This is a genomic window from Xanthomonas campestris pv. asclepiadis, assembly GCF_020784175.1.
GTDB lineage: Bacteria > Pseudomonadota > Gammaproteobacteria > Xanthomonadales > Xanthomonadaceae > Xanthomonas > Xanthomonas campestris_D.
Genome location: NZ_JAJGQM010000030.1, coordinates 1 through 25933, shown reverse-complemented (window position 1 = coordinate 25933; position 25933 = coordinate 1). Strand labels below are relative to the sequence as shown.

The following is a 25933-nucleotide window of genomic DNA, read 5'->3' as shown; positions in this document are numbered from 1 at the left end:
GTCCCTCGCGCCCAGGGGCGCTCCTACAGGGTTGGCTGGGATGCGCCTTGTTAATTGCTGCCGGGCGGGCTGGATCAGCCCTTGGCCTGGAAGCTGGCCTCTTCGTACGGCTGCACCACCACCCAGCCTTCGCCGGCAAAGCGCATCTGCAGGCTTTCGCCCGAGCCGCGGCCGAACAGCGTGCCGATCGACACGTCGGTCACCAGCTCCGGGCTCAGCGTGCCCGACCAGGCCACGGTGGCATTGGGGTCGGTGAACACCGGGCCGCTGGCGGCGGTGACCGGCAGGGTCAGCGGCTCGTAGTGCGAGGTGATCGCCACGATGCCGTGGCCGCTCAGGCGCACGTTGAACAGGCCGCCGGACAGCATGCCGGCCACTTTGCGCATCATCGTGATCTTGTGTTCGACGCCGGATTCGAAAGCCAGCACATCGTTGCCGTTGACGAAGATCGCCTCGCCATTCAAGCGCAGCAAGGTCACCAGCTTGCCGAGGTCGGCCAGATACACCCGGCCCTGGCCTTCGGCCTTCATCAGTTGCATGCCTTCGCCGCTGACGGCCTTCTTCAGCAGGTTGCCCAGACCCTGTTCCAGCAGCCCCTCGCGGGTGAACTTGACGTTGCCGGTGCGCGCGACCATGGCGCCGGCCTTGGACCACACCATGCCGTTGAGGCGCACTTCCAGCAGATGCGGGTTTTCCAGTTCGAACGGATCGGGGCTGACGTCCTTTTCCTTGGAATGGGCGAGAAATTCGTTGAGCGTGCGTACGGCCATGGGTCCATCCCGATGCGTGAAAGAGTGCGCATGATACGCGGCAGGCTGGTGTCTTCGAAGCGCGCTGATGGGTCAGCTGCCTGGCGTCCACAATTGCGGCGCGCTGCTGCGACGGCACACAGGGTGGCTTGGTCAGCGCTTTGCCACGCACGAGTCAGGCACCAGCCAGGCGATCCTTCGGACGTTGCGTGTCGTGCTGGAGGAATGCTGTGGTTGCTGCAGGAACCACTACGTTTACGACCTCCTCGGTGCCATGCATCAGACTAAAACACTGTCGATGCGCCACCGCTGCAGCAGCCTGGCATGTGCCATCCACTCGCGATGCAATCGCGGTTGCGTTAGGCAGTCCGCTGCGAAGGCGCGTCGCAAAATACAGTGCCAATTCGCCTGCGCCGTGCTTCTGGGATCAGCGTCGGATTCTTGCCGTTGCTGCCGCGCTAGATTGCTCCTACAGATAACGTCTTTACGTTGTTAAAGGGAGTTGGCCGATGCGCAATGTGCGTGGTAGTCGAGGGGAAGGGGACTGGGCCGGAATCTCGCTGCGTGGTGGCACGATCGCCTCGCTGCTGGCCGTGGTCGCCATTGCGCTTTGCCTGCACAGCGCAATGGCGCAAGCGGCAGTGGGGCCGGGCGTGGTGAGCGGCGACACCATCGTGCACGATCCGTCGATGCTCAAGCTGAGCGACGGGCGTTACTACATCTATGCCACCACCGGCGTGGTCACCAGTACCGACCGGACCAAATTCAGCAATGCGGGCGCGATCTTCAGCAGCATGCCGAGCTGGGTGCGCAGCTACAACCCGGATAATCAGCTGTGGGCGCCGGATGTGTCCTTCCACGGCGGCAAGTATCTGATGTACTACACCGCCTCCAGATTCGCCACCAATACCTCGGCGATTGCGCTTGCCAGCAGCAGCACCGGCAAGCCTGGCTCGTGGAAGGATCAAGGCATCGTCTATACCTCCAAGAGCAGTGACGACTACAACGCCATCGACGGCAATCTGGTGGTGGATGGCAATGGCAAGTGGTGGTTGGCGTTTGGCTCGTTCTGGTCGGGCATCAAGCTGATCCAGCTCGATCCCGGCACCGGCAAGCAGTTGTCCAGCAACACGGCGCGATACAGCCTGGCAAGCCGGCCGTCCCCGGGCGCGGTGGAGGCGCCTTTCATCCAGCAGGCCAATGGCTGGTACTACCTGTTCGTGTCGTTCGATGCGTGCTGCAAGGGCGCCAGCAGCACCTACAAGATCGCGGTGGGGCGTGCGCGTTCGGTGACCGGGCCATATCTGGATCGCGCCGGTGTGGACATGCGCAACGGCGGCGGCACGGTGATCCAGTCCGGCTTGGGCAGCATGCATGGGCCGGGCGGGCAATCGGTGTTTCGCGATGGCGACGGCGACATCCTGGTCTACCACTACTACGACGACCGCGGCGACGCGCGCCTGGGCATCAATCGGCTGGGGTACGACAGCAGTGCATGGCCGGTGGTGCAGTAGCAGCAGTCAATGGAGCACGCTGCGGCGCCTTGCAATGACGCAACGATCAGGCGATGCGTGTTGCAGTGATCTGCCGGCGTTGCCGACTGATCGACATGCGATGCCGCCAGCGCTGCCGGACAGTACCCGGCAGCGCTGGTGCACACTCAGCGCGTCGCCGCCTCGGGCTTGCGCACGCGTTTGACAGGCGCCGGCTTGGTCGCCGTGTCCGGATACAGGTTCAACAGCATCAAGGTGACGCCGTTGGTCCAGCCGAAGCCGTCCTGCAGCGCGTATTCGCCACCGCCGCCGCCGGCCGCATCGGCTTCCAGCCCGTATTTTTCGACCAGCTTGTGCTCGCGCGCGAACAGCGCCTGCACCTGGGTGAGGAAGCGTTCGCCGATGGTGCGCGCCAGCGTGTCTTCGCCGTAACGGCGCAGGCCGTCCACGGCCACCCATTGCAGCGGCGCCCAGCCATTGGGCTCGTCCCACTGCTGGCCGGTCTTCACTGCGGTGGTGGCCAGGCCGCCGGGGCGCAGCAGGCGCGCACGCACGGTGCTGGCGGTGCGTTTGGCATGTGCGTCGGTCGCCAGGCCGGTGAATAGCGGATACAGCGCCGCAGCGGTGACCTGGTCGCTGAGCGTGCGCGCCTGCCAGTCGTAGTCGGCGTAGTAGCCGGCCGCGTTCCACAGGTGCGCATCGATGGCCTGCTTGCGTTGCAGTGCCAGCGCCGCGTAATCCTGCGTGCATTCGGCGCCGGGCTGCGCACAGGCCTGGGCCAAGGTGCGCTCCAGGTGGTACAGCAGGCTGTTCAGATCGATCGGCACGATCGCGGTGGTACGGATGGTGCGCAGGTTCTGCCCGTCGGCCAGCCAGCGGCTGGTGTAGTCCCAGCCGCTTTCGGCACCGGCACGCAGGTCGCGGTAGACCTCGGCGGCCGGGCGGTCGCCGGCCTCGGCGGCGGTGCGGGTGTCGTGCAGCCAGGCTTCCGGGCGCGGGGTGTCGCGCTCGTCCCAGTAGCGGTTGAGCAGGCTGCCGTCGGCCAGGCGCACCACATGGCGCGCGGCCTGGCCGGGCTGCAGGCCGTCGCTGCCCTGCATCCAGTAGGCGTATTCCTTCTGCAGCTGCGGCAGGTAGCGCTGGTAGACCGCTTCGCCTTCCACACCGGCCTGCAGTTCCACCATGTAGGAGAAGAACGGCGGCTGCGAGCGGCTCAGGTAGTAGCTGCGATTGCCGTTGGGGATATGCCCGTAGGTGTCGATCAGGTAGGCGAAGTTGTCCAGCATCTGGCGGCTGAGCGTGGTCTGCCCGCTCTTCACCAGGCCGAGCATGGTGAAGTAGGAATCCCAGTAGTACACCTCGCGGAAACGCCCGCCCGGCACCACGTACGGATATGGCAGCGCCAGCAGGCTGCTGTACGGCGGCACGTGGGTCTGGCTGCGCACCAGCTTGGGCCACAGTTCGTCGATGTGTTCGCGCAGCGCGGTGTCCTGGCGGATCGCGTCGGTCTGCACCGGCGGCGACTCTTCGAAATTGGCATCCACGAACTTGCGCAGGTCAAAGCCGGGGTGGTCGTGCTGCGCCAGATAGTCGGCATTGATCAGCGCCGGGTCGCGCAGCGGCAGGAAGTCGACGAAGTGCTTCTGGTCGTCGAACAGCTCGCCACGCTGCACCGCCTGGAACAGTTCCGGGTAGGCCAGGTCGGGCGTGGGCGGGGTGGCCGCCGGGGCGTTGACGACCGGAGTGTCCATGGGCGCGGCGGTCAGCGTGCAGGGCGCCACGAACATGCTCAGCGAAAGGCCAAGCAGCGACGTGCAGCACGGGGGCGCGGCAGAACTCATGGCATCTCCAGAACGGGCAGTGACGTGCGGCATGGTAAACGACCGAAGTGGCGGGTGGGACCGGACGAGGGGGTCGGCAGGCCGACGGACTTCGCACGGAGACGACAGGATTCAGCAAGGTGATCCGGCGCGGTGCTGCAGGCGATCGCGCCGGTTGCGTTGCCGATCCAGGCCTATCGGCCCGGATCGAGGCAGCTTGAGCCGCGTCCAGGCTGCGCCGGATTGCCGGCATTGCTGCAAGATGCGCGCCACAGCGTGCGGCGGGCGCGCAGCGGAGTGAGCGACGGGCGGGGGCGGCGTTGCCCGTGCACGGCAGCCGGTGCGCGTGGGCAATGGCGGGCAGCAGGCCGGCCTGGCGCCTGACGAATGGCGGCGGCGTGGACGCACCGGGATGCACCGGCGGCAGGCCGGGTCAGGCCAGGCGGCTTGCCGTCTTCGTGTAGTCCAGGCGCACCTGGGTGTCCTCGCGTCAGCGTGAGCGCCGGCGATCGGTCTGCAGCAGCCGTTGCAGCTGCAGCGCGTTGGGCACCGCCAGCCCGGCGGCGGTATTGTCGAAGATCACCCAGCGTTCTGCCTGTGGATGCGCCGCATCGTGCGCCGGGTTGCGCACCGCGTCGGCCAATGCCTGCAGTGCACTGTCGTCGTAGCTGCTGTAGTAAATGCGTGGTGCGCCGTGCCAGCGCCAGTAGTGCGGGCCGGCGGTCGTCCCCGGTGTGGCGGCGTCCGGCACCGGTGCCGGGTCGGCGGCGCAGCGTGCGATGCGGTAGCGCGCCAGCAGCGCCTGTGCCTGCGGCAGGAACCAGCTGGCATGGCGCGGTTCGCAGACCACGCCGCCGTCCCAGCGCCGCCGCAGCATGGCGAAAAACCTGGCCGCCACTGGCGCATCGAAGACGGCGCTGGGCGGCAGTTGCAGCAGCAGGCAGCCCAGTCGCGTGCCCAGCGCGCCGGCCTGGGCGAGGAAGGCATCCAGCAACGCACCGGTACCGTGTAGGCGTGCATCGTGGCTGATGCTGCGCGGCAGCTTGACCGAAAAGCGGAAATCCTCCGGCACGCTGTCGGCCCAGCGTGCATAGGTACTGGCACGGTGCGGGCGATGGAACGAGGAGTTGATTTCCACCGCATCAAAACGTGTGGCATAGCGCTGCAAGACGCTGGTGCCGTCGCCGAATGCGGTGCGGTCGGCGGCCGGAATCGACCAGCCTGCACAGCCACAGCGCATGCGTGGCAGGGCGATGGATGAACGAACTTGCATGAAGTGTGCGCAAGACCAGTGGGCAGCACTCTATGCATGCGCACGTGTCAGCGTTGCGTGTGCGCCGCGCTCACGGCCGACTCACCGACGACTTCGATACTGGGCGCATGCCAGAAGGTCCTTCCCTTGTCATCCTGCGCGAACAGACCGAGGCGTTTGTCGGTCGCAAGATCCTGCGCGTGTCCGGCAACAGCAAGCAGGACATCGCACGGCTGGAGCAGCAGAAAGTGCTGGCGTTACGCAGCTGGGGCAAGCACTTCCTGATCGAGTGCGCGCAATTCAGCGTGCGCATCCACTTCCTGTTATTCGGCAGTTATCGCATCGACAAGGACAAGCCGAATGCGGTGCCGCGTTTGCGCCTGGAGTTTTCCAAGGGCCAGCGCCTGAATTTCTACGCCTGCTCGGTGCAGTTCATCGAGCGCCCGCTGGACGAGGTTTATGACTGGACGGCCGATGTCATGAACCCGCGCTGGGATGGCGCGCAGGCACGGCGCAAGTTGCGCGCCGCGCCCGGCATGCTTGCCGCGGATGCATTGCTGGACCAGGACATCTTTGCCGGCGTCGGCAACATCATCAAGAACGAAGTGCTGCATCGCATCCGTGTGCATCCGGAAAGCGCAGTGGGCGCATTGCCGGCGCGCAAGCTTGGCGAACTGGTCACCCAGGCGCGCAACTACAGTTTCGATTTCTACACCTGGAAGAAAGCCTTCGTGCTGAAGAAGCATTATCAGGTGCATACCAAAACCAGCTGCCCGCGCGATGGCGCGCCGCTGCAGTATCGCAAGCACCTGGGCAAGGCCGGGCGGCGGGCGTTCTTCTGCGAGGTCTGCCAGCGGCTGTACCGCTCGGAGGACAGCTGAGACGGGTACGTCCCGCACCCGGCGAGCCGTCGTCGTTCGGAGATGGCCGCGCCCGGTGCCAAAGGCAGGACGCGTGCCGATGCGGCAGAGGCCGTCGGAAGACGTCACAAGTCGCCCGCCGTGCCCGCTAATGTGAATGGCGGCTGGCGCCTGCCGCCCAAACAACGAATTTCAAACGCGCGCAAATGCCACGCCCGCTAGATTTGCGCGTCCTGCACCGGGTTCACGGTGCGGCGTGCGCATCTCTCATCTCATCGGTCTCCCGCATTGTGATTACCCGCAGGAAGGAAACGCTTGTCCCGCATGTCGCCGCTGTCGCATGCACGGGCGCGATCCTGTTCTTTCTTGCCTGCCTGTTGCTGTATATGCCGCCGCCGCGCGACACCGTGCGACACGACGACAGTTTGCAGGTGTATTTCGTGCCGCGTCCGCAGTTGACGCTGCCGGCACCGGTGACGCCGCCGCCGCAACGCGATCCCACACCGCGCGCTGCGCCGGCAGCGGACTCATCCGCACGCGGTGCGCCACCACCGACACGCACCCCACCGCCGCAGCGGCAGGTAGCGGCCGCCAATGCGCCGGCTGGCGAATCGATGGCGGCCCAGCTCTACACCCGTGAAGGCCGCTTGCGCATGCCGCGCGACGCGCAGGTCGACCCGATGGCGCAGACCGGCGCCGCGGTGCCGCCGGGCATGGCCGACGAACGCGCGCAGGCCAAGGCGCGCAACGTGATGGAACGGGTCAATCCGGTGCAGTACCAGGACACGCGTTTTGCCAAGGACTGGAAGAGCGACGGCACGCTGGGCGATGTGGCGATGCAGGAAATGAATCGCGGTATGAAGAAGTTCAACGACATGCTCAACGGGCCGCAGACGCAGGTGGCCAAGGCGCGACCACCGCCTGATGTGCGCTTCAACCCCACGTTGGCCGGCAATCAGGCCGAGATGGGCAGCGAAGCGACCGGCGATGCCTACAAGGCCGCGCCGATCGCGCACGAGACGCCGCCCGACCTCAAGGGCGAAGCCAGCCGTCGTATCCGCGAGGCGCTGGCAGCGCTGGAACAACGCAGCGCGCGTTGCGATGCGTCCAAGCGCAAGTCGCTGTTGTCGCCGGTACGCACGCATCTGGGCGATCTGGAACGTGCCGAGCACGCCTTGAACAACGGCGCCGACCCGGTGATGGCCGCGCAAATGCTGCCGCGCCAGGCCGACAGTGCCTACGATCTGGCCCGCCGCGCGCTGTGGTATGCGGACCGCCAGTTGAAGCAGTGTGCGATCGGGTGAGTGGTTCGGTGAGCGCGTTTGCCTGCAGCTGACCTGTAGGTGGCTGACAGCACCTTTAGAACGCTGATACAAGACGACTGAATTTCAGGCGTCGCGGTAACTAGGTGTAGTCAAAAGCGCAGCAGGTCGAGTGCGCGGCGCCCTCACCGCTCGCGGGGCACGCCGTGGACCCGTCCCTGGGGGCTCGGTGGCGGCATTCATGCCGCCACACGGTCCCGCAATCGGCGAGGACACCGCACCAGAGAGTTGGTCGATGGCTAAGTAAAAACCTGATTGTTGCTAAGTGCTGACTGCGGGCGTTACGCCAGACTCTGGCGGTAACGGTCCTTCTCCGCACTCAGCGCGACTTCCGCACGCAGGAACACCTGGCCGATCGGCTCGTCGCCGCGGGTTGCCTGTGCCTGGCCGATCAGTACCGTCAGGCCGTGCGCATGCTGTTGGTGGGCAATGTCGCGCAGGGTCTGCAGCTTCTGTTCGGCATTGGGACCGCGCAGCACGGCGATGAATTCGGCGCTGTCGGTCACGCGGTCCACGCTGTCGCCGTTGGCTTGTGCCTGCGCGGCCAAGGCCTGGTCGAGCTGTTGCAAGGCGCGGCCCAGCAGCCGCTCGCTTTGTTTTTCGGCCAGCGCGGCCAGTTCCTGCACTTCCAGGATCACCAGGCAATAGCCGGTGTCGGCGGCCGCCGGGACGGCAACCGGTGCGACCGGCTGCAGGATCGCTTCGCGCTCGAGCTGCAACTCGCGCTTGCGCTCGTCCAGCAGACGCATGGTGACGCGCGCCAATGCCTGCAGCCCGGTGCGTTGAATGTCGGTGAGCGTGCGCGGCTCGGTGTCGAGCACGCAGACGGTGCCCAATGCCACGCCGTCGGAGGTGACCAGCGGCATGCCGGCATAGAAGCGCGCGCCGGTGTCGCCGGTGACGACCGAGACGTCGGCAAAACGGCTGTCCTGGGTGAGGTCGGGCACTTCCATCAATTGCTCGGGGCTGCGGATGGCGTGATCGCACACCGCCTGGCTGCGGTCGGTCTGTTGCATGCCCAGGCCGAGTTGGGCCTTGAACCATTGGCGGTCGCGATCGACCAGCGACATCAAGGCGATCGGTGTGTCGCATAGCGAGGCCGCCACCTGCACGATGTCCTGGTAGGTGTCCTCGGGCAGGCTGTCGACGATGCGATAGCCGTCCAGGACCTGTTGGCGGGAGGCTTCGTCAGCCGGGGGGATGTGCTTCATCGATAAGCCAGGCAAGCGCGAGCGAGAAAGATGCCACGATACCGGTGCTGCCGATAACGCGGCGTGGATATCGGCCACGCGCCTTGGCGTGACCTGAAGAGTAGATCCGGATCTGCGTCCGTGGCGCACCGCGCAGGCGAGGTGGGAACAAGCAAACTGAAGCGCTGACGCGAGCTTGCCGACCCGCTTGCGATGCCTGCGCATTGCGCGCAGGAACCGGGTACTCAACTCACACACGCGCACACACACGATTGTGTACTGCGCACACCGACGGCGCGGCTCGCAAGCCGCGTCGTCGGTGTGCGACTAACCAGCCTTAGCGCTTGACCGGCTTGCCGTCCACGTCCAGCACCTGCACCTCACCCAGCTTGAGCGCACGCACCGGGGCTTCGATCTTCTTCAGGTCGCCCACGATCACCCAGGTCATCGCGTTGGGCGCGATGATTTCCTTGATGGCTTTCTGCGCGGCCGGCTGATCGATCGCTTCCAGGCGCGGCTTGAGCGTCTGCACGTAATCGTCGGGGCGGTCGAACTGCACGATGCCCTCGATCGCACCCAGCACCGCGCCGGTGGTTTCGAAGCTGCCGGGCAGGGCGCGGATGCGCTGGTTCTTGATCTTCTCGATCTCGTCGGTGGTCAGCGGCTTGTCGCCGATGATCGCGGTGGCTTCCTTGAGGATCTCGTTGGCCGACTCGGCGGTCTTGTCGGTCTGCACCGGCGCGGAGAACATGTACGGCCGCTGGCCCTGCGCATCCAGCATGCGGGTGCCGGCGCCGTAGGCCCAACGCTTGTTCTCGCGCAGATTCATGTTCAGGCGCGAGGTGAAGGTGCCGCCGAAGGCGCCGTTGGCCACGCCGATCGCCAGGTTGTCCGGCGCCTTGGTGGAAGGTGCGAGCAGGCCGGCCAGGATCACCGACTGCGGCGCATCCGGCCGGTTGATCAGGTACACGCGCGGCTTGGGCTGCGCGGCGACGTTGACCAGGTTCTTCTTCGGCAAGGGCGTGGCGGGCGCCTTCCAGTCGCCGAAGGCGGCATCGAGCTGCGGGATGATCTGCGCCAGCGTGGTGTCGCCGGCCACCAGGATGCGCAGGTTGTCCGGACGCAGCCACTGGCGGTGGAAGGCCTGCAGGTCCTGGGCGTTGAGGCTCTTGATCGCCGCCTCGGTGCCGCTGCCGGTGAGCGGGATGCCGTAGGGGTGGTTCTGGCCGAACAGCAACGGCGGCAGCGCACGCAGTGCCAGGCTGTTGGGCTGGGTCTTTTCCTGCGCAATGCCGGCCAGCCACTGGCCGCGGATGCGCTCGATGTCGGCGGCCTTGAAGGCCGGGTTGCGCACGATGTCGGAGAACAATTGCAGCGACGGCTGCAGCTGGTCGTTGAGCGCATCCAGCGAGGCGCTGCAGCTGTCCAGATCGCAGCCGACCGCGGTGATCGCGCCCAGGCGCTGGCGACGCTGCGCCACTTCCACCGAATCCAGCGCGGCGGTGCTCTCGTTCATCAGCGCGGCGCTGAAGCTGGCGGTACCGAGCTTGTTGCCCTGGTCGGCCGCATAACCGGCATCGAACAGCAGCTCCACCTGGGTGACCGGGATGGTGTGGCGCTCGGCCAGGATCACCTCGATGCCGTTCTTCAACTTGCCGCGCTGCAATTGCGGGAAGCTCAGGTCGGGGAACTGGCTGGTCTGCGGCACGCCCTTGCCGCGGTCCAGCGTGGAGGCGGTGACTTTGTACTTGCCGGCCGCCGGCAGCTTGGGCGCCGGCTTGCCGGGTTCGGCGCCACGTGCAACTACCGCCTTGTCTTCGGCGGCGGGGTCGAAGCCCTTGCCGGCCGGCAGCACGGTGAGCAGGTAGTCGCCCTTGCCCAACCAGGTCGCCGCAGTCTGCTTGACGCTGTCCACGGTGGCAGCCTGGCCGCGCTGCAGGTCCTGCTTGTAGGCGCCTGGGTCGCCGCGATAGACCTGGCCCTCGGCCAGGATCACCGCCTTGCCACCGAAGCCGCCGACCTTTTCCAGCCCGCGCACGAAGCCGGCGCGGTAGGCCACCTGCGCGCGCTGCAGTTCGTCGGCGGTCGGGCCCTGGGCGATGAACTTCTTGAGTTCCTCGTCGATGATCGCCTCGACCTTGGCCGGATCCACGCCGTCCTTCACGTCGGCCTGGATCTGCACCTGGCTGGACAGCGCGAACGGCTGGATCGCCGCCGACACGTCATCGACCAGATTGTCCTGATAGACCAGGCGCTGATACAGCCGCGAGGTCTTGCCGCCGCCGAGCACGGTGGTGGCCAGATCCAGCTGGATCGCCGCATCGCTGCCCAGCTGCGGCGCGGCCCAGGTGCGGTAGATGCGCGGCTGCGAGACGTGGTCGTGCTGCACGCCACGCTTCTGCGCGGCCAGCGGGGTCACCCACGGCTGCTGGCGCGCCACCGGCTTGCCGGACGGGATGTCGCCGAAATACTGCAGCGCCTTGGCGCGTGCCTGCGCCACGGTGATGTCGCCGGCCAGCACCAGGGTGGTATTGGCGGCGCCGTAGTTGTCGTTGAACCACTGTTTGACGTCGGCCAGCGAGGCCGCGTCCAGATCTTCCATCGAGCCGATGGTGTCGTGCTGGTACGGGTGGTTGGCCGGGAACAGGTTGGACAGGATGTTCTGGTCCACGCGGCCGTAGGGACGGTTCTCGCCCTGGCGCTTCTCGTTCTGCACCACGCCGCGCTGGGTATCGAGTTCTTCCTGGCCGATCGCGCCAAGCAGATGGCCCATGCGGTCCGATTCCAGCCACAGCGCGGTGTCCAGCGCGGTGGTCGGCACGGTTTCGAAATAGTTGGTGCGGTCGAACCAGGTGGTGCCGTTCATGTCGGTGGTGCCGACCTTTTCCAGCGGCGCGAAGAAGCTGCCCTTGTTGTTCTCCGAGCCGGAGAACATCAGGTGCTCGAACAGATGCGCAAAGCCGGTCTTGCCGGCCGGCTCGTCGCCGGAACCGATGTGGTACCAGATGCTCACCGCCACCACCGGCGCCTTGTGGTCTTCGTGCACCACCACGGTCAGGCCGTTGGGCAGGGTGAAGCGGGTGTAGCCGATCTCGGGAATGGCACTGCTGGCCGCGGGCTTGGACAGGCTGGCCGGGGCGGCCGCGACGGCGGGAGCAACGGGACCGGCAGCGACGCCGAGCACACCGGCGATCAACAGGGACAGCGGACGCAGCATGTGACACTCCAGAGCAGGACAATCGACCGAGGGTAGTGGCTGCCTGGCAGCGTCGCAAATGCTGTCCGGCAGGGGCGCCACGTGCGGCTGCCGGTTGGACGGCAAGTGACGGGCTTCCGACTCCGGCGTCGGCCGGAGTGCGGCTGCAGCACCAGGCACCCGGAGCGCGCGCCGGAGGTGGGTCCAGTCCGGCATCGGGCATGACGGCATGGCGGGTGCGAAGGCCGGTGTCCGGCATGCACCCCGCTGCCGGACGGATGTGATCGCTTGCCCATGCACGGCAAGCGCACCGGGTCGTGCAGCGAGCCTTCCGATGTCCCGCTGCCAGCGGATCGACCGGCCGGCACTGCGACGGCGCGCTGACCAGCCCTCAAGCAGGCCCGGCCGCACGCGCTCAAGTTGCCCGTCGCCTCGCCGTTACCTGGGGCGACCTACCTTGCCCAGACGTTACCCGCCGATCACGCCATGACCGTCCTGATGCCGCCCGTGCCCATTCCCGCCGACGACGCCTTGCGCGTGGAGGCGGTGCGTCGGTTGGGGGTGCTGGATACCGAGCCGGAGGCCGAATTCGACGATATCGCCTGGCTGGCCGCACACATCACCGGTGCGCCGATGGCGCTGGTGTCGCTGCTGGACGCCGACCGCCAGTGGTTCAAGGCGCATTGCGGCACCGATCTGGAAGGCACCCCCCGCGCCGTGTCGTTCTGTTCCTATACGGTGATGGGGACCGAACTGCTGGAAGTACCCGACGCCGAAGCCGATCCACGCTTCGCGCTCAACCCGCTGGTCACCGCCGCGCCAGGGGTCCGCTCGTATGTGGGCGTGCCGCTGGTCGGCCGCGAAGGCTATGCCTACGGCACCCTGTGCACGCTCAGCACCCGATCGCGCCTGCTCGACGAGAACCAGAAGCAAGGTCTGATCCGTCTGGCGCGCCAGGCCGTCAGTCAACTGGAGGCGCGCCGCGACCGGCTGGCCGCGCAAGCGCAGCGGCAGACCCTGAGCCGTTTGCTGGAAGCCATGCCCGACGGCGTGGTGTCCTGCGACAGCGACGGGTTGCTGCATGAATTCAACCACGCCGCACGGCAATGGCACGGCACCGATCCGCGCCTGTTACCGCCGGCGCAATGGGCGCAGCACTTCGATCTCTACACTGCCGACGGCAGCACCCTGCTGCCCACCGAGGCCATTCCGCTGGTGCGCGCCTGGGCCGGCGAGCACGTGCGCAATGCCGAGATGGTGATCCGCGCCACCGGCCAGCCCGCACGCAGCGTGCTGTGCAATGCAGACCCGGTGGTCAGCGATCAGGGCGCCGCATTGGGTGCGGTGTGCGTGATGCACGACATCACCCAACTGCGCGATGCCTCGGCTGCGCTGGCGGGCGAGCGCGCACGCCTGCAGTCGCTGGTGGACGCTTCGCAGGATGTGGCGATCATCGCGTTCGATCCGAACGGGCGCATCGAATTGTTCAATCCCGGCGCCGAGCGTCTGCTGGGCTACGCGGCGGACGAGGTGTTGGGCCGCTGCCCGGCGCAGTTCCATCTGCCGGCCGAGCTGGAGCGGCACATGGCCACGCTGGCCTTGTCGCCGCCGTCGTACCTCAAGCTGGCCACCGCTGCCGCAGGCGATCTGCTCGAAGAAGAAATCTGGACCCTGGTGCGAAAGGACGGCGGACTGCGGCGCGTGCGCCTGTGCTTCAACGTCATCCACGACGCGCAGCAGGGACTGTCCGGCTACCTGGCCATGGCCATCGACGTCACCGCCGAGCTGCAGGCGCAGGCCGCCGCGCAGCTGGCGGCGGAGCACTTCCGCGGAGCGTTCGAAACCGCCCCGCAAGGCATGGCGATCGTCTCGCTGGACGGCGACTGGCGCGACGTCAACCCATCGCTGTGCAGCATCCTGGGCTATCCGCGCGAGCAGTTGTTGCGCACCACCTTCCAGACCATTACGCATCCGGACGACCTGGATATGGACCTGCGCCTGGTGCAGGAACTCATCGACGGCCAACGCGACAGTTACAGCCTGGCCAAGCGCTACATCAGCCAGCAGGGCGCGGTGATCTGGGCGCAATTGTCGGTGTCGCTGGTACGCGACAGCAGCGGCGCGCCGGTGCATTTCGTCTCGCAGATCCAGGACGTCACCGAACGCCATGTCGCCGCCGAACGTCTGGCCGAAAGCGAAGCGCGGCTGCGTGCGATCAGCGATGCCACACCCACCCTGGTGGGGCACTACGATGCCGCCCAGCGCTGCCTGTTCGCCAACCAGGCGCATCGCGACTGGCTCGGCGTGGAGCCGGCCAGCCTGGTCGGCTGCACGATCACCCAGGTGCTGGGCGAGGACCTCGGTGCGGACGCGCGCGCTGCGCTGGCGCAGGTGAGCGCCGGGCAACGGGCCAGTTTCGAACACGTCCTGCGTGGCGGCGCGACGCCGCGCGATGTGGAAATCACCCTGGTGCCGGAGATGCAGGGCGCAGCGACGCAGGCGCAGGGATTCTTCCTGATGGCGCACGATGTCACCGCGCACAAGTCCCTGCACCGGCTGATGCACGAGCGCGCGACGCGCGATGCCTTGACCGGCCTGCCGAATCGCCACGCCTGGTCCGAGGCGCTGCAGGTCGCGGTGACCCAGGCGCAACAGCAGCAGTGCGCGGTCGCGGTGATGTTCCTGGACCTGGATGGCTTCAAACGCATCAACGACGTGCACGGCCACCGCGCCGGCGACGCGGTGCTGGTCGCCTTTGGCCGCTGTCTGCAGCAGGCCGCAGGCAGCCGCTATCTGGTGGCACGCCTGGCCGGCGACGAATTCGTGGTGTTGCTGGACAACCTGCAGGATCCGCAGACCGAATGCGCCGCCGTGGCAGACCGGATTCGCGCCGCCGCGGCAGCGGGCGCCGTGTTCGGTGAGCAACACCTGCCGATCCAGTCCAGCATCGGCGTCGCCTGGCAACACGGCCAACACGCCGACGCTGCCAGCCTGATGCATGCGGCAGACGAAGCGATGTACGCGGCCAAACGCGCACGTTCGCCTGCCGGGCAAGCAACATCCCGGCATTGAGCGCGGTGCACTGAGCCTGCAGTGCACCGCGTGCGTCATGCCAGCACTGCCTACAGTTGCAGGCAGTGCGTGCGTCTCTTGGCTCAGTAGCGCATCAGCGCAAGATCGGCGAGCAGGCCGGGGCCGGTCGGGTGCCATCCCAGTCGCTGCTGGGTCTGCGCGCCGGATGCTTGCAGGTCGTGCGTGGCGAATCGCGTCAACCAGCCAAAATGCGCCTGCGCCTGTTCGAGCGGCAAGGCGGCCACCGGCACGTTCAAACCACGGCCAATGGCCTCGGCGATCTCGCGCAGCGGCACGCCTTGTTCGGCAACCGCGTGATAACTGGCGCCGGCATTGCCTGCTTCCGCCGCCAATCTGTACAAGCGTGCAGCATCCAGCAAGTGTGTTGCCGGCCAGCGGTTGCGCCCATCGCCGACGAATGCCGAGGTTGCGGTTGCGCGTGCGACTTCGATCAAGTTGCTGACCAGACCTTGCTTGACCCGATCGTGCACCTGCGGAAGCCGCACCACCGACACATTGACACCGCGCTGCAGCAGCGACACAGCCGCTTCTTCCGAGGCCGCGCGCGGCAACACACGCGAACTGGCGATGGGGTTGGTTTCCAGCGCAGGTTGGCCCGCCACCGTATTCGCCGTGCCGGTGGTGGAGGTGATCACCAACGGGCGTTGCGAGCCCACCAGTGCCGAGCCGAGCGCGTCGATGACACGGCGGTCTGCCTCGCAGTTGGCCACAAACTGCGAGAAGTCGTGATTGAACGCGGTGTGGATGACGGCATCGGCCATCGCGGCTGCCTGCCGCAGGTGATCGAGGTCTTCGATCGTGCCGCGATGCACTTGCGCGCCGGCTGCGACAAGTGTGGCGGCGGCGGTGTCCGAGCGTGCCAAGCCGACGACATGATGGCCGGCATGCAGGAGATCGGCGACCACTGCAGATCCGATGAAGCCGGTCGCGCCGGTGACGAAAATACGCATTGCGTCTGTTCCTGATGAGTTGTCCAGAGCAACCATCCTGCGAGCAATGACCCGATTGCGAAACTCGCATTGGCTGCGCGGCCGATGGGCCTGCAATGGCGGTGTCTACAGGTGTGGCGCTGTTGACGATCGTCCCGATCGCTCACATTTGAAGGCGGCCGGACGACCGCTAGATGGATGCTGTGCGGGTGGCATGCGGGTCTGTGCACACCGCGTGCTGCATGCCGAGATAACCCAGCACCGCGCGGCCGATCCGCTGTTCCAGCAAGGCCCGATCGTGTTCTCCACGGTCGCCGGCCGCATTGACCATCCCACGCACGATGGCGATGACATCGTCGATCGCTGTTGCGCTATCCGGCTGTGACGGAATGTCCGCACGTGCCAGCAATTGACCGACCAATGCCGTCATCGCGACGATGAACGGCGCCAGTTCCCTGGCGATCACCGGGCGCGGCTGCTCGAAGTCGAGCAGACGCGCCAGTACCGGCCGATCGAGTTTGCTGATTGACCGAGGCGCCAATGAGCCGCAACAAGGCGCCACGGCCGTCCGGCTGCTGCTGCGCGCTTTCGGCCTCCGCCAGAAAGGCGCTGCGCTCACGCTGGCACAGCGCAACGATCAATGCGTCCTTGCCGGGAAAATACTGATAGAGCGAACCGATGCTAACCCCGGCCCGCTGCGCAACGCGATTGGTGGTCAGTCGCTCCGGTCCGTCGGTCTCCAGCAGACACGCGACCGCCTCCAGGAGGGCGGCGACGGTGTATTCGGCCCGCGATTGCTGCGGAGCCTTGCGCGGACGCACTGCCGACGGTTGCTTTTTCGTCACGATCCCGGGCAATCAGAAGCGGGTAACGCCACGCATCCTACCCGCATCGCCCGCCACACACCGCCGACAACCCGCGTGCGTGGCAGGCATGGCCTTTCACGCACGTAGTCGGTGGTCATGCGCGGTCTGCGTGTCGACGGCCAGCGTCGCGGCAGTGCGCCCGGTCGACGAGGTACGTCCATGCGGTCGCCCACCTTCGGGCACCAGGCGGAACACCGCCACTGCACGCGTCAGATCCGCCGCCTGATCTTCCATGCTGCGTGCCGCGGCGGTGGCTTCCTCCACCAGCGCCGCGTTCTGCTGGGTCATTTCATCCAGTTGCATCACCGTGGTGCTGACCTGCTCGATGCCGGCGCTTTGCTCGGTGCTGGCGGCGGTGATCTCGGCCATGATGTCGGTCACCCGCTTCACCGAGCTGACCACCTCGGTCATCGTGCTGCCGGCCTGCTGTACCAGGTCCGAGCCCTGCGCCACTTTTTCCACCGAATCGGAGATCAGCTGCTTGATCTCCTTGGCGGCGCCGGCCGAACGCTGCGCCAGCGCGCGCACTTCGGTGGCCACCACCGCAAATCCGCGGCCCTGCTCGCCGGCGCGTGCGGCTTCCACCGCCGCGTTCAGGGCCAGGATATTGGTCTGGAACGCGATGCCGTCGATCACCCCGATGATGTCGGAGATGCGCGCCGACGATTGCGTGATCGCCTGCATGGTGCTGACCACTTCCTGCACCACGCGGCCACCGCTTTCGGCTACCTCGCCGGTGCCCTTGACCAGCTGATTGGCCTGGCGCGCATTGTCGGCGTTCTGGCGCACGGTGGAGGTGAGCTCTTCCATCGAGGCGGCGGTTTCTTCCAGGTTCGCGGCCTGATGCTCGGTACGCGTGGACAGGTCGGCATTGCCGCTGGCGATCTCGCCGGCGGCGGTGTTGATCATCTCGGCCGAGTGCTGGATGCCCTGCACGATGGTGGTCAGCTGGATCGCGGTGCGGTTGGCCGCATTGGCCAGGCGGCCGAAGGCGCCCTCGTAATGCGACTCCACCCGCTGCGACAGGTCGCCATCGGCAATCGCGGCCATGATGCGGCCGACATCATCCAGGCCTGCATCGGCCTGCTGCATCAGCTGGTTCAAGGCCTGCACCATCTCGGCGAACGCGAACTGGTAGCGCGCCTGCTCGCCGCGTGCGGAGAAGTCGCCGCGCGCGGCCGCATCGGCCAGGCGTGCGATGTCGCTGTTGATCGCCGACAGGTTGCTCTTCACCGTGTCCAGCGCTTCGTGCAGCGCCGCGCGCTGGCCGGGCAGGCGGCGCATGTCGCGGCGCAGATCGCCACGGCCATACTCGCCCATCAGGTCCATCGCCTCGTTGATGGCATCCAGATGCTCGAATACCACCGTGTTCACGCCGTGCGCCAGGGTGCCGTAATCACCGGGGAAATCCTCCGGAATGCGATGCGCGATATTCTCGCCCTGCTGCAGCCGGATCATGGTCTGCATCTCGCCGTTGAAGCGCTGCAACTGGGTCTGCATCTGCTGCATGCTGTGCATCAGCTGACCGGTCTCGTCGCGCGATTCAACCTGGATGGCGTTGTCGAAGCGGCCGGAGGCAATCGCCTCTGCGGTGCGCGATGCTGCCCGCAGCGGTGCCGCCATCGCCGAGGCGATCAACCAGCACAGGCCGATCACCATGGCCACCAAGGCGCCGCCGATCAAGGTCAAGGTGCGGGTGAAGCCCCAGGCCTGCACCTGGATGTCTTCGGCGTACACGCCCATCACCAGCACCCAGTTCCAGGCCGGAAAGGTCTTGGCGTAGCTGATCTTGGGCAGCTGTTCCTGCTTGCCCGGCTTGGGCGCATTGTAGTAACTGAAGCCGTTGCCGCGCTCGATCGCGGTCTTGATGTCGCGATAGACGTACTGCCCGGCATCGCTCTTGTAGTCGCTCATATCGGTACCGACGGCGCGCTTGGGATGCATCAGGATGCGCATCTGCGGGTCGACGATGAAGAAGTAATCCACGCCGTCGTTGGTGCGCATGTCGGCCAGCGTGGTGCGCGCGGCTTCCTTGGCCTGTTCGACCGTCAGTTCGCCGGCCTTGGCCTTGTCTGCATAGTGCTGCATCACGGTCAGGCCCATCTCCACCTCGGTCTTGACGCTGAGCTTGCGCGCCTCGATCAGGTCCAGATATTGCAAGCGTGCCGCAGCCACTGCCAGCAGGATCACGCCCACCGTCAACAAGCTGCACAACAGGACGAACTTGCGGGTGAGCGGAAGATTGGCAACGTGACGACGCAACAGGGACACAACGGGCATGGCAACGACATCCAGAACGCGCGCAGGGCGCTATGTCATGAATAGCGGCTGATTCACATGCGGGTTGAATGCTAATTGCGGCAGCGTCCGCTTGCGTCAGCTGCGATGTAGGAGCGCCCGGGAGCGCTCCTACAAGGTCATGGGCATCGATCCAGCGATCGATGGGTGACGCGACATTGGTGACTTGCAGACTGTCGGCAGCATGCAAGCAGCGGCGGACACGCACTGCGTGCCCGCCTTATTGCATCAGCCTGCCGCGCAGAAGCCGAATTCAGCCGTCGCGCCGGCCGCCAGGGTGCGATTGAAATCCACGCCGCTGACCTTGAGCGTGCTGCCGCTCTGCGACCAGGTGGCGTTCCAGGCGTTGTTGACGGTGCCGGTGACCGGCAGCGAGATCGACCAGGTGCCGCTGGCGGTGCCGGTGTTGGTGACCTGCACGCGATTGCAGTAGCCACCGTTCCACTGGCTGTCCACGCTCACCTTGGTGCTGAAGCTGCCGCTGGGCGTCGGCGTCGGCGTCGGCGTCGGCGTAGGTGTCGGGGTTGGCGTGGGAGTCGGTGTGGGGGTAGGCGTGGGCGTGGTGGTGCTCAGCGTGCCCCACAGCGTCCGCAACAGCGTCATCTTGTCCTGGCGCACGCTGGTCCAGTCGTCGCGCAGGATGCCGCCGGTGTCGCCGCTGTTGGGATTCCACGACCAGTAGAAGCCCTCGTTGATGCCCTTGCTGCGCAGGTACTGCACCAGCGCGTCCTGCCAGACCTTGTCGCGTGCATCGCCCTCGCCGTACTTGCCGCCGAATTCGCCCAGCAGCAGCGCATACGTGCCGGCGAACTGGCCGAAGTGACGGTCCCAGATTGCAGGCATGTTGTTGGGGAAGTTGCTGTCGTTGAAGTACGCCTGCGCGTACACGTCCGGCCCGTACACATGCGGTGCCAGCAGCAGCCGGTTGGCCGGAATGTTCAACGGGGTGCAGGCCAGCGGCTGCAGATTGCCGCCCCAGAAGATGCCGCCATTAGTCGAGCAGACCGGATTGTCGGTGATGCCTTCCACCGCGATGATCCATTTGGGCGCCACCGCCAGTACCGCGGCCGAACCGCGCTCGGCGGCCTTGTTCCAGTCGGTGGCCGCGTTGCCGGTGCCCCAGGTCGCGGCACCGTGCGGTTCGTTCTTCAGGTCCAGGCCGATCACGCTGGGCACGTTCTTGTAGCGGTTGGCGACAAAGCGCAGGTCATCCAGCCACTGCGCTTCGGAATACGAGCCGGTATACCAGAGCTCGGAGATGGCAGCGCAGTCGGGGGTGTGGTGATCCAGCAGCACGTACATGCCGCGCGCGTTGAATTCGTTGATCACCTTGTCCAGGATCTGCAGCGAGCTCAGGCCCTGCAGATCGGCATTGAGGCTGTAATCGATGCTGGTCGGCATCGTGCTGCTGCGCAGGGTGGCCGGGCAGAACGGCAGACGCACGGCGTTGAAGCCCAGGCCCTGCATCTGGTTGATCATGTCCTTCCAGTTGCGTGCCCACAGGCCATGCATGACATGGTTGCCGGTCTCGAAGCCGAACACGTTGACGCCCTTGAGCTGGACCACCTTGCCACTGTCGTCGACGATCTTGTTGTTGCTGATGGAGTAGCTGAAGGCCGGTGCGGCGGCGAGCGCCAGCGCCGTGGCCAGTGCGAGCGTAGTTGCAGTCCTGAAGATGGACATGGTGGTCTCCCTAGCGAACCCGGCTCGACACCCGAACCCGGTGAGGGGGCATCTTGGTCTTCGGCTGCGTCGTTTGGCGTGACCCGGACCACAGAAAGGCGCATTGCCGCACCGATCACACGCTGGCTGCGGGCCGGTTCGCTTTCGCGCACACTATCGCCGCTGTGGCCTGTCCGCAGGCTGTCCTTTCTGTCCCCGGAGTGTCTTCCAATGTCTTTCCTGCGTGCCGAACTGGCGCAATGGCGCGCCTCGCCTGCGCGCGAACTGATGGCCGGTGCGGTCGCCACCTTTGCGCTGATTCCCGAAGTGATCGCCTTTGCGTTCGTGGCAGGCGTCGACCCGCAAGTGGGGTTGTTCGCGTCGTTCCTGATCGGGATCGTCATCGCGTTTTTTGGCGGACGCCCGGCGATGATTTCCGCTGCGGCCGGGTCGGTGGCGCTGGTCGCCGCGCCGCTGGTGGCCGCACATGGGTTGCCCTATCTGCTGGCGGCCGGTCTGCTGGCCGGTGCGGTGCAGATCCTGTTCGGTCTGTTGCGGCTGGGCGTGCTGATGCGCTTTGTCAGCAGCTCGGTGCGCACCGGTTTCGTCAATGCGTTGGCGGTGCTGATCTTCGCCGCACAGCTGCCGCATCTGCAGCATGCCAACCTGGCTACCTGGGGCATGTTGGCGTTGGGCCTGCTCATCATCTACGGCCTGCCGCGGCTGCCGCTGCCGGGCGTGTCGGCGATTCCTTCGCCGCTGCTGTGCATCCTGGTGCTGACGCTGCTGGGCTCGGCGTTGCATCTGCCGCTGGAGACGGTGGCCGACCTGGGCAAGCTGCCCGACGCGCTGCCATTCCTGCAATGGCCGGCAGTGCCGCTGACGCTGGAGACCTTGCGCATCATCGCCTTGCCGGCGCTGGCCATCGCGATGGTGGGGCTGCTCGAATCGCTGATGACCGCACGCGTGGTCGATGAACTCACCGACACTCCGAGCAACAAGAACCGCGAGTGCACCGGGCTGGGCCTGGCCAACACCGCTGCCAGTCTGTTCGGCGGCATCGCCGGCTGCGGCATGATCGGGCAGACCGTGGGCAACGTGAAGTACGGCGGGCGCGGCCGTCTTTCGACCCTGTTCGCCGGCGTGTTCCTGCTGATCCTGATGGTGCTGCTCAAGCCGTGGGTCTCGCAGGTGCCGGTGATCGCCTTGGTGGCGATCATGGTGATGGTCTCGGCCGAGACCTTTGACTGGCGTTCGCTGCGCACCGTGGTCACACATCCGCGCACCTCCAGCGTGGTGATGCTGGCCACCGTGGCGGTGACCCTGGCCACCCGCAACCTGGCCGCCGGCGTGGCGGTGGGCGTGGTGCTGAGCGGGGTGTTCTTCACCTTCAAGGTGGCCGGGCTGCTGCAGATCGCGCACAGCGATGGCGACGATGGCGTGCGCACCTACCACGTGCGCGGGCAGGTGTTCTTCGCCTCGGCCGACCTGTTCATCGACGCCTTCGACGCACGCCAGGTGCCCGGCCACGCGGTGGTGATCGATGTCAGCCGCGCGCATTTCTGGGACATCACCGCGGTGGCGGCGCTGGACAAGGTGGTGCAGCGGCTGCGCCATCATGCGCTGGAGGTACAGGTCAAAGGTCTGAATGCCGGCAGCCGGCGGCTGATGCAGGCGCACGCGCTGGGCGACGATACGCTGGAGTCCGCGCTGCCGTAAGTGCCGCAGGTGTGCAGGCCTGTCGCGCGCCTGCACATCCGTGTACGCCGGCTGGCCGTGCGCTGCGCCAGCCGGCGGGCGGACTCAAGTTCGCGTGCGCAGCGCCGATGAACCGGCATCGAGATTGCCGGTAACCCGTCGTGATGCCAGTGCGTTCCAGCCCGAGAGGTGTGCCCGCGTGCCGTGACCGGCGCTGCGGGTCTGCGTCCGCCCGCGGGATGGTGCGGCAATGACCACGGCACCGTTGCTGGAACGCATGGTGGACCTGACCGCCATCCGCGACGCCGATCTGCTCGATCTGAGCCTGTTGCGCACCATGCGCGAGGTCTGCGTATCCGAGGAACTGTCGTTGCTGCGCATCGCCCCGGACGGCCGCACCATGGCCGAGACGCGGCTGCGCGAGGATGGCCGGCTGTCGCTGACGGTGGCCGACATCCACGACGCGCACCTGCGCGCGCAACTGGCCGACCTGCACGGGCCGGGCGATGTGGTGCAGTTGCAGCAGGACGGCCGCGCGCTGCTGGTGTATCCGATGATGGAAGCACGCGGGATCCGCACCTGCCTGCGCGTGGGCGGCACGCGCGCACCCGGCGCCGCCGAGCAGGTGATGCTGCAGGGCTTCGCGCGTTTCTTCCAGAATTACCGCAGCCTGCTCGACGATGCCCAGCGCGATGCGTTGACCGGCCTGCGCAATCGCAAAACCTTCGACGATGTGATCCTGCGCCTGTTCGCCGGCGGCGCGGATGCAGCGGCCAGCGAGGGCGTGTGGTTGGGGATCGTGGACATCGACCACTTCAAGCGCGTCAACGACAGCTTCGGCCATCTGTATGGCGATGAGGTGCTGTTGTTGGTGGCCCAGTTGATGCAGCGCTGCTTCCGTCAGGACGATCTGCTCTTCCGCTTCGGCGGCGAAGAGTTCGTGATCGTGTTGCGCGGAGTGGATCGCGACACCGCGGTGACGTTGTTCGAGCGCTTTCGTGTGGCGGTGGCCGAGCATGTGTTTCCGCAGGTCGGCAAGGTCACGCTCAGCGCCGGCATCGTCGAGCTGACCGACGGCCGGTTGATCAGCCAGCTGCTCGACGAGGCCGACAAGGCGCTGTACTGGGCAAAGCAGCATGGCCGCAACCGCGCCGAGGTCTACACCGAACTGGTGGCCAGCGGGCAGATGCGCCAGGTTGCCCAGCAGGTCGGCAGCGTCGATCTGTTCTGAGTCGATCTGTTCTGTGATGCGTTGGCGTTCGCCGGCGGCAGCGCTGCCGTGCACACCCGATCGAACGCCGCAGTGGCTACACTCCAGGGCTGTTCTGACACTACCTGGGTGCTGCAGTGAAGCGAGTTGTTACCAAACGCGTTGCAATGGGAATGCTGGCCATGGCGGTCTCGACCGCACTGATGGCGGCCACGCCCACCTTCGATGGCGCGCGCATCTCGCGCGACGTCAAGGAGCTGGCCTCCGATGCCTACGAAGGCCGCGGCCCGGCCACTGCCGGCGAAGAAAAGACCATCGCCTACCTGAGCAAGCAGTTCGCCGCTGCCGGCCTGCAGCCGGGCGGCGATCTGCGCGACGGCAAGCGCGCCTGGACCCAGGCGGTGCCGCTGCGCCGCGCCGATATCGTCGGTACCCCGACCATCGCCCTGCAGCATGCCGGCAAGCCGCAGGCGCTGACCCAGGGCAAGCAGATCGCCATCCGCGCCGCGCTGGACGGCGCGTCCAAGGTCGATATCGCCAACGCACCGCTGGTGTTCGTCGGCTACGGCGTCAAGGCGCCGGAGCGCGACTGGGACGACTTCAAGGGCGTGGACCTGAAAGGCAAGATCGCGTTGGTGCTGATCAACGACCCGGATTTCGAAACCGGCAAGGGCGCCTTCGACGGCGCCGGCATGACCTACTACGGCCGCTGGACCTACAAGTACGAAGAAGGCGCACGCCAGGGCGCGCTCGGCGTGCTGGTGGTGCACGAAACCGCGCCGGCCTCCTATGGCTGGGACACTGTGGCCAGCTCCAACACCAACACCATGTTCGATGTGGTGCGCGACAACCCGCGCGCCGCGCATCCGACCCTGGAAGGCTGGATCCAGCGCGACCTGGCCGCCGACCTGTTCAAGCAGGCCGGGCTGGATTTCGACGCCTTGAAGAAGCAGGCGCAAACGCGTGGCTTCAAGCCGGTCGAACTCAAGGGGCAGGGGCTGAGTGCCAGCTACCAGGTCAAATCCGATGTGATCACCTCGCACAACGTGGTGGCGCGGCTGGACGGCAGCACGCATCCGGATGAAACGCTGATCTACAGCGCGCATTGGGACCACATCGGCGTGGGCAAGCCGGACGCACGTGGCGACACCATCTTCAATGGCGCGCTGGACAACGCCAGCGGCACGGCCGCACTGCTGGAGCTGGCGCGTGGCTTTGCCGCCGGCCCCAAGCCGCAGCGCTCGGTGGTGTTCCTGGCGGTCACCGCCGAGGAAAAGGGCCTGCTGGGCTCGGAGTTCTACGCCTCCAAGCCGCTGTATCCGCTGGACACCACCGTGGCGGTGATCAACATGGACGGCATGAGCCCGTTCGTGCCATCGCGTGATTTCGGTATCTACGGCACCGCAAAACTCGAATTGCTCGATCAGCTCAAGACCGTCGCCGGCCAGTGGAAGCTGCGCTACACGCCCGATCCCAAGCCGCAGGCGGGATACTTCTTCCGCTCGGATCATTTCTCTTTCGCCAAGCGTGGCGTGCCGGCGCTGTCGTATGCGGCCGGGCAGGATTGGGAAGTGGGCGGCGTGTCCGCGGGCAAGGCCGCCTCCGACGACTACACCGCCAAGCGCTATCACCAGCAGGGCGATGAGTGGAAGCCGGACTGGACCTTCGCCGGTGCCGCGCGCGATCTGGGGGTGCTGTACGCGCTGGGCCAGCAATTGGCCGATTCGCGCCAGTGGCCGAACTGGAGCTCCGATTCGGAGTTCCGCGCCACCCGCGATGCCAGCGAGGCGGCGCGCAAGTAGGACCGGCTGAAACGGCGGCAGCGCTTCCATCAGCGGCGTTGCTATTGCCGATGCGGCATGTGCCACGTGTGCATGCCGCCTCCGCCTCCAGCCACGTGCCCGGTGCTCGCTAGGTCTTGTCGGCTGCTTCAAGGCCGTGAGGACGTGGTTGCCCTGGCAGGCTGGCTAGGGTGGCACGCATGCGTCGTTTGCAGAGCGGTTGACGAGAGGCCTAGTTCTCAAGCCAATGCCCGCTCACTGGCGTGCGGCGAGGGCGCCAGAGCAGCGGTTCGCGGGTTGGCTGCAGGGCCCTTGCCCGCCCACCATCGCAGGACACGCCGCAAGTACGTCCTTGTAGCAACTGTGTTGTTGGAGGAGGTTCTGACCGTTCTGGAAGCCGGGCACGGAGCGCCGGCCGCTGGTCAGCAGCCGGCGGCTCCATCGAGAGCATGGACGCTCAGGTCGGGACGGTGTGGACGTCTGCGGCGTGAGCGTCTCGTACTCGCGCGTTGAG

The 25933-nt window shown here is 66.5% G+C and carries 15 protein-coding genes and 2 pseudogenes; 7 read left to right on the top strand and 10 right to left on the bottom strand.

Annotation, left to right across the window (positions count from 1 at the left end):
• Positions 1–74 precede the first annotated feature (74 nt).
• Positions 75–770 (bottom strand): AIM24 family protein, encoded by a 696-nt coding sequence (locus tag LL972_RS13945; RefSeq protein WP_104583728.1) that lies wholly within the window; start codon positions 768–770, stop codon positions 75–77.
• Positions 771–1258: 488 nt separating this feature from the next.
• On the opposite strand from LL972_RS13945, the gene LL972_RS13940 reads away from it, so the two are divergent.
• Entirely contained in the window at positions 1259–2263 is a 1005-nt protein-coding gene (locus tag LL972_RS13940) for an arabinan endo-1,5-alpha-L-arabinosidase (protein WP_228328091.1), read from the top strand.
• A 146-nt stretch (positions 2264–2409) separates the two neighbouring features.
• Here LL972_RS13940 and treA read toward each other — a convergent pair whose 3' ends face one another.
• Together treA and LL972_RS13930 are read right to left on the bottom strand one after the other, a co-directional pair.
• Positions 2410–4083, bottom strand: a complete 1674-nt coding sequence (gene treA / locus LL972_RS13935) for an alpha,alpha-trehalase TreA (RefSeq protein ID WP_228328090.1) — start codon at positions 4081–4083, stop codon at positions 2410–2412.
• A gap of 469 nt (positions 4084–4552) precedes the next feature.
• Positions 4553–5335, bottom strand: coding sequence for a DUF72 domain-containing protein (locus LL972_RS13930; protein ID WP_228328089.1), 783 nt, complete (start codon positions 5333–5335; stop codon positions 4553–4555).
• Positions 5336–5442: 107 nt separating this feature from the next.
• Between LL972_RS13930 and LL972_RS13925 the strand changes: the two genes are divergently transcribed.
• Positions 5443–6195 carry a DNA-formamidopyrimidine glycosylase family protein gene (locus tag LL972_RS13925; RefSeq protein WP_228328088.1) on the top strand — a complete coding sequence of 251 codons (753 nt, stop codon included), beginning with the start codon at positions 5443–5445 and terminating at the stop codon, positions 6193–6195.
• Positions 6196–6464: 269 nt separating this feature from the next.
• Positions 6465–7478 (top strand): hypothetical protein, encoded by a 1014-nt coding sequence (locus LL972_RS13920; protein WP_228328087.1) that lies wholly within the window; start codon positions 6465–6467, stop codon positions 7476–7478.
• Positions 7479–7777: 299 nt separating this feature from the next.
• Here the strand turns inward: LL972_RS13920 and LL972_RS13915 are convergent, their stop codons facing one another.
• Positions 7778–8707: a GAF domain-containing protein gene (locus tag LL972_RS13915; protein ID WP_228328086.1), complete on the bottom strand. Its 930-nt coding sequence runs from the start codon at positions 8705–8707 to the stop codon at positions 7778–7780.
• 316 nt (positions 8708–9023) lie between these two features.
• Positions 9024–11903 (bottom strand): M16 family metallopeptidase, encoded by a 2880-nt coding sequence (locus LL972_RS13910; RefSeq protein WP_228328085.1) that lies wholly within the window; start codon positions 11901–11903, stop codon positions 9024–9026.
• 399 nt (positions 11904–12302) lie between these two features.
• Between LL972_RS13910 and LL972_RS13905 the strand changes: the two genes are divergently transcribed.
• Positions 12303–14954 (top strand): PAS domain S-box protein, encoded by a 2652-nt coding sequence (locus tag LL972_RS13905; protein WP_228328084.1) that lies wholly within the window; start codon positions 12303–12305, stop codon positions 14952–14954.
• An 83-nt stretch (positions 14955–15037) separates the two neighbouring features.
• Here the strand turns inward: LL972_RS13905 and LL972_RS13900 are convergent, their stop codons facing one another.
• The 5 genes and pseudogenes from LL972_RS13900 to LL972_RS13885 all read right to left on the bottom strand — a co-directional run bounded on the left by LL972_RS13900 (position 15038) and on the right by LL972_RS13885 (position 20751).
• The gene (locus tag LL972_RS13900) at positions 15038–15925 is read right to left on the bottom strand and encodes an SDR family oxidoreductase (protein ID WP_228328083.1); all 888 of its coding nucleotides are present in this window, start codon (positions 15923–15925) and stop codon (positions 15038–15040) included.
• Between the two features lie 169 nt (positions 15926–16094).
• Positions 16095–16445 carry a hypothetical protein gene (locus LL972_RS13895; protein ID WP_228328082.1) on the bottom strand — a complete coding sequence of 117 codons (351 nt, stop codon included), beginning with the start codon at positions 16443–16445 and terminating at the stop codon, positions 16095–16097.
• A gap of 97 nt (positions 16446–16542) precedes the next feature.
• A pseudogene (locus LL972_RS21800) lies at positions 16543–16725 on the bottom strand (TetR/AcrR family transcriptional regulator); the annotation flags it as partial.
• A 221-nt stretch (positions 16726–16946) separates the two neighbouring features.
• Positions 16947–19032 (bottom strand): annotated as a pseudogene (locus tag LL972_RS13890) (methyl-accepting chemotaxis protein); the annotation flags it as partial.
• Between the two features lie 264 nt (positions 19033–19296).
• Positions 19297–20751 carry a glycoside hydrolase family 5 protein gene (locus tag LL972_RS13885; protein WP_228328081.1) on the bottom strand — a complete coding sequence of 485 codons (1455 nt, stop codon included), beginning with the start codon at positions 20749–20751 and terminating at the stop codon, positions 19297–19299.
• Between the two features lie 210 nt (positions 20752–20961).
• Between LL972_RS13885 and LL972_RS13880 the strand changes: the two genes are divergently transcribed.
• The 3 genes from LL972_RS13880 to LL972_RS13870 all read left to right on the top strand — a co-directional run bounded on the left by LL972_RS13880 (position 20962) and on the right by LL972_RS13870 (position 25440).
• Entirely contained in the window at positions 20962–22449 is a 1488-nt protein-coding gene (locus LL972_RS13880; RefSeq protein WP_228328080.1) for a SulP family inorganic anion transporter, read from the top strand.
• Between the two features lie 229 nt (positions 22450–22678).
• A complete protein-coding gene (locus LL972_RS13875; protein WP_228328079.1) occupies positions 22679–23659 on the top strand; it encodes a GGDEF domain-containing protein in 981 nt (326 codons plus the stop codon).
• A gap of 152 nt (positions 23660–23811) precedes the next feature.
• A complete protein-coding gene (locus tag LL972_RS13870) occupies positions 23812–25440 on the top strand; it encodes a M28 family metallopeptidase (protein ID WP_228328116.1) in 1629 nt (542 codons plus the stop codon).
• Positions 25441–25933 lie beyond the last annotated feature (493 nt).

Coding starts and splice junctions, on each gene's coding strand:
- LL972_RS13945 (WP_104583728.1), bottom strand. CDS start 770: ATGGCCGTACGCACGCTCAACGAATTTCTCGCCCATTCCAAGGAAAAG.
- LL972_RS13940 (WP_228328091.1), top strand. CDS start 1,259: ATGCGCAATGTGCGTGGTAGTCGAGGGGAAGGGGACTGGGCCGGAATC.
- treA (WP_228328090.1), bottom strand. CDS start 4,083: ATGAGTTCTGCCGCGCCCCCGTGCTGCACGTCGCTGCTTGGCCTTTCG.
- LL972_RS13930 (WP_228328089.1), bottom strand. CDS start 5,335: ATGCAAGTTCGTTCATCCATCGCCCTGCCACGCATGCGCTGTGGCTGT.
- LL972_RS13925 (WP_228328088.1), top strand. CDS start 5,443: ATGCCAGAAGGTCCTTCCCTTGTCATCCTGCGCGAACAGACCGAGGCG.
- LL972_RS13915 (WP_228328086.1), bottom strand. CDS start 8,707: ATGAAGCACATCCCCCCGGCTGACGAAGCCTCCCGCCAACAGGTCCTG.
- LL972_RS13910 (WP_228328085.1), bottom strand. CDS start 11,903: ATGCTGCGTCCGCTGTCCCTGTTGATCGCCGGTGTGCTCGGCGTCGCT.
- LL972_RS13900 (WP_228328083.1), bottom strand. CDS start 15,925: ATGCGTATTTTCGTCACCGGCGCGACCGGCTTCATCGGATCTGCAGTG.
- LL972_RS13885 (WP_228328081.1), bottom strand. CDS start 20,751: ATGTCCATCTTCAGGACTGCAACTACGCTCGCACTGGCCACGGCGCTG.
- LL972_RS13880 (WP_228328080.1), top strand. CDS start 20,962: ATGTCTTTCCTGCGTGCCGAACTGGCGCAATGGCGCGCCTCGCCTGCG.
- LL972_RS13875 (WP_228328079.1), top strand. CDS start 22,679: ATGACCACGGCACCGTTGCTGGAACGCATGGTGGACCTGACCGCCATC.
- LL972_RS13870 (WP_228328116.1), top strand. CDS start 23,812: ATGCTGGCCATGGCGGTCTCGACCGCACTGATGGCGGCCACGCCCACC.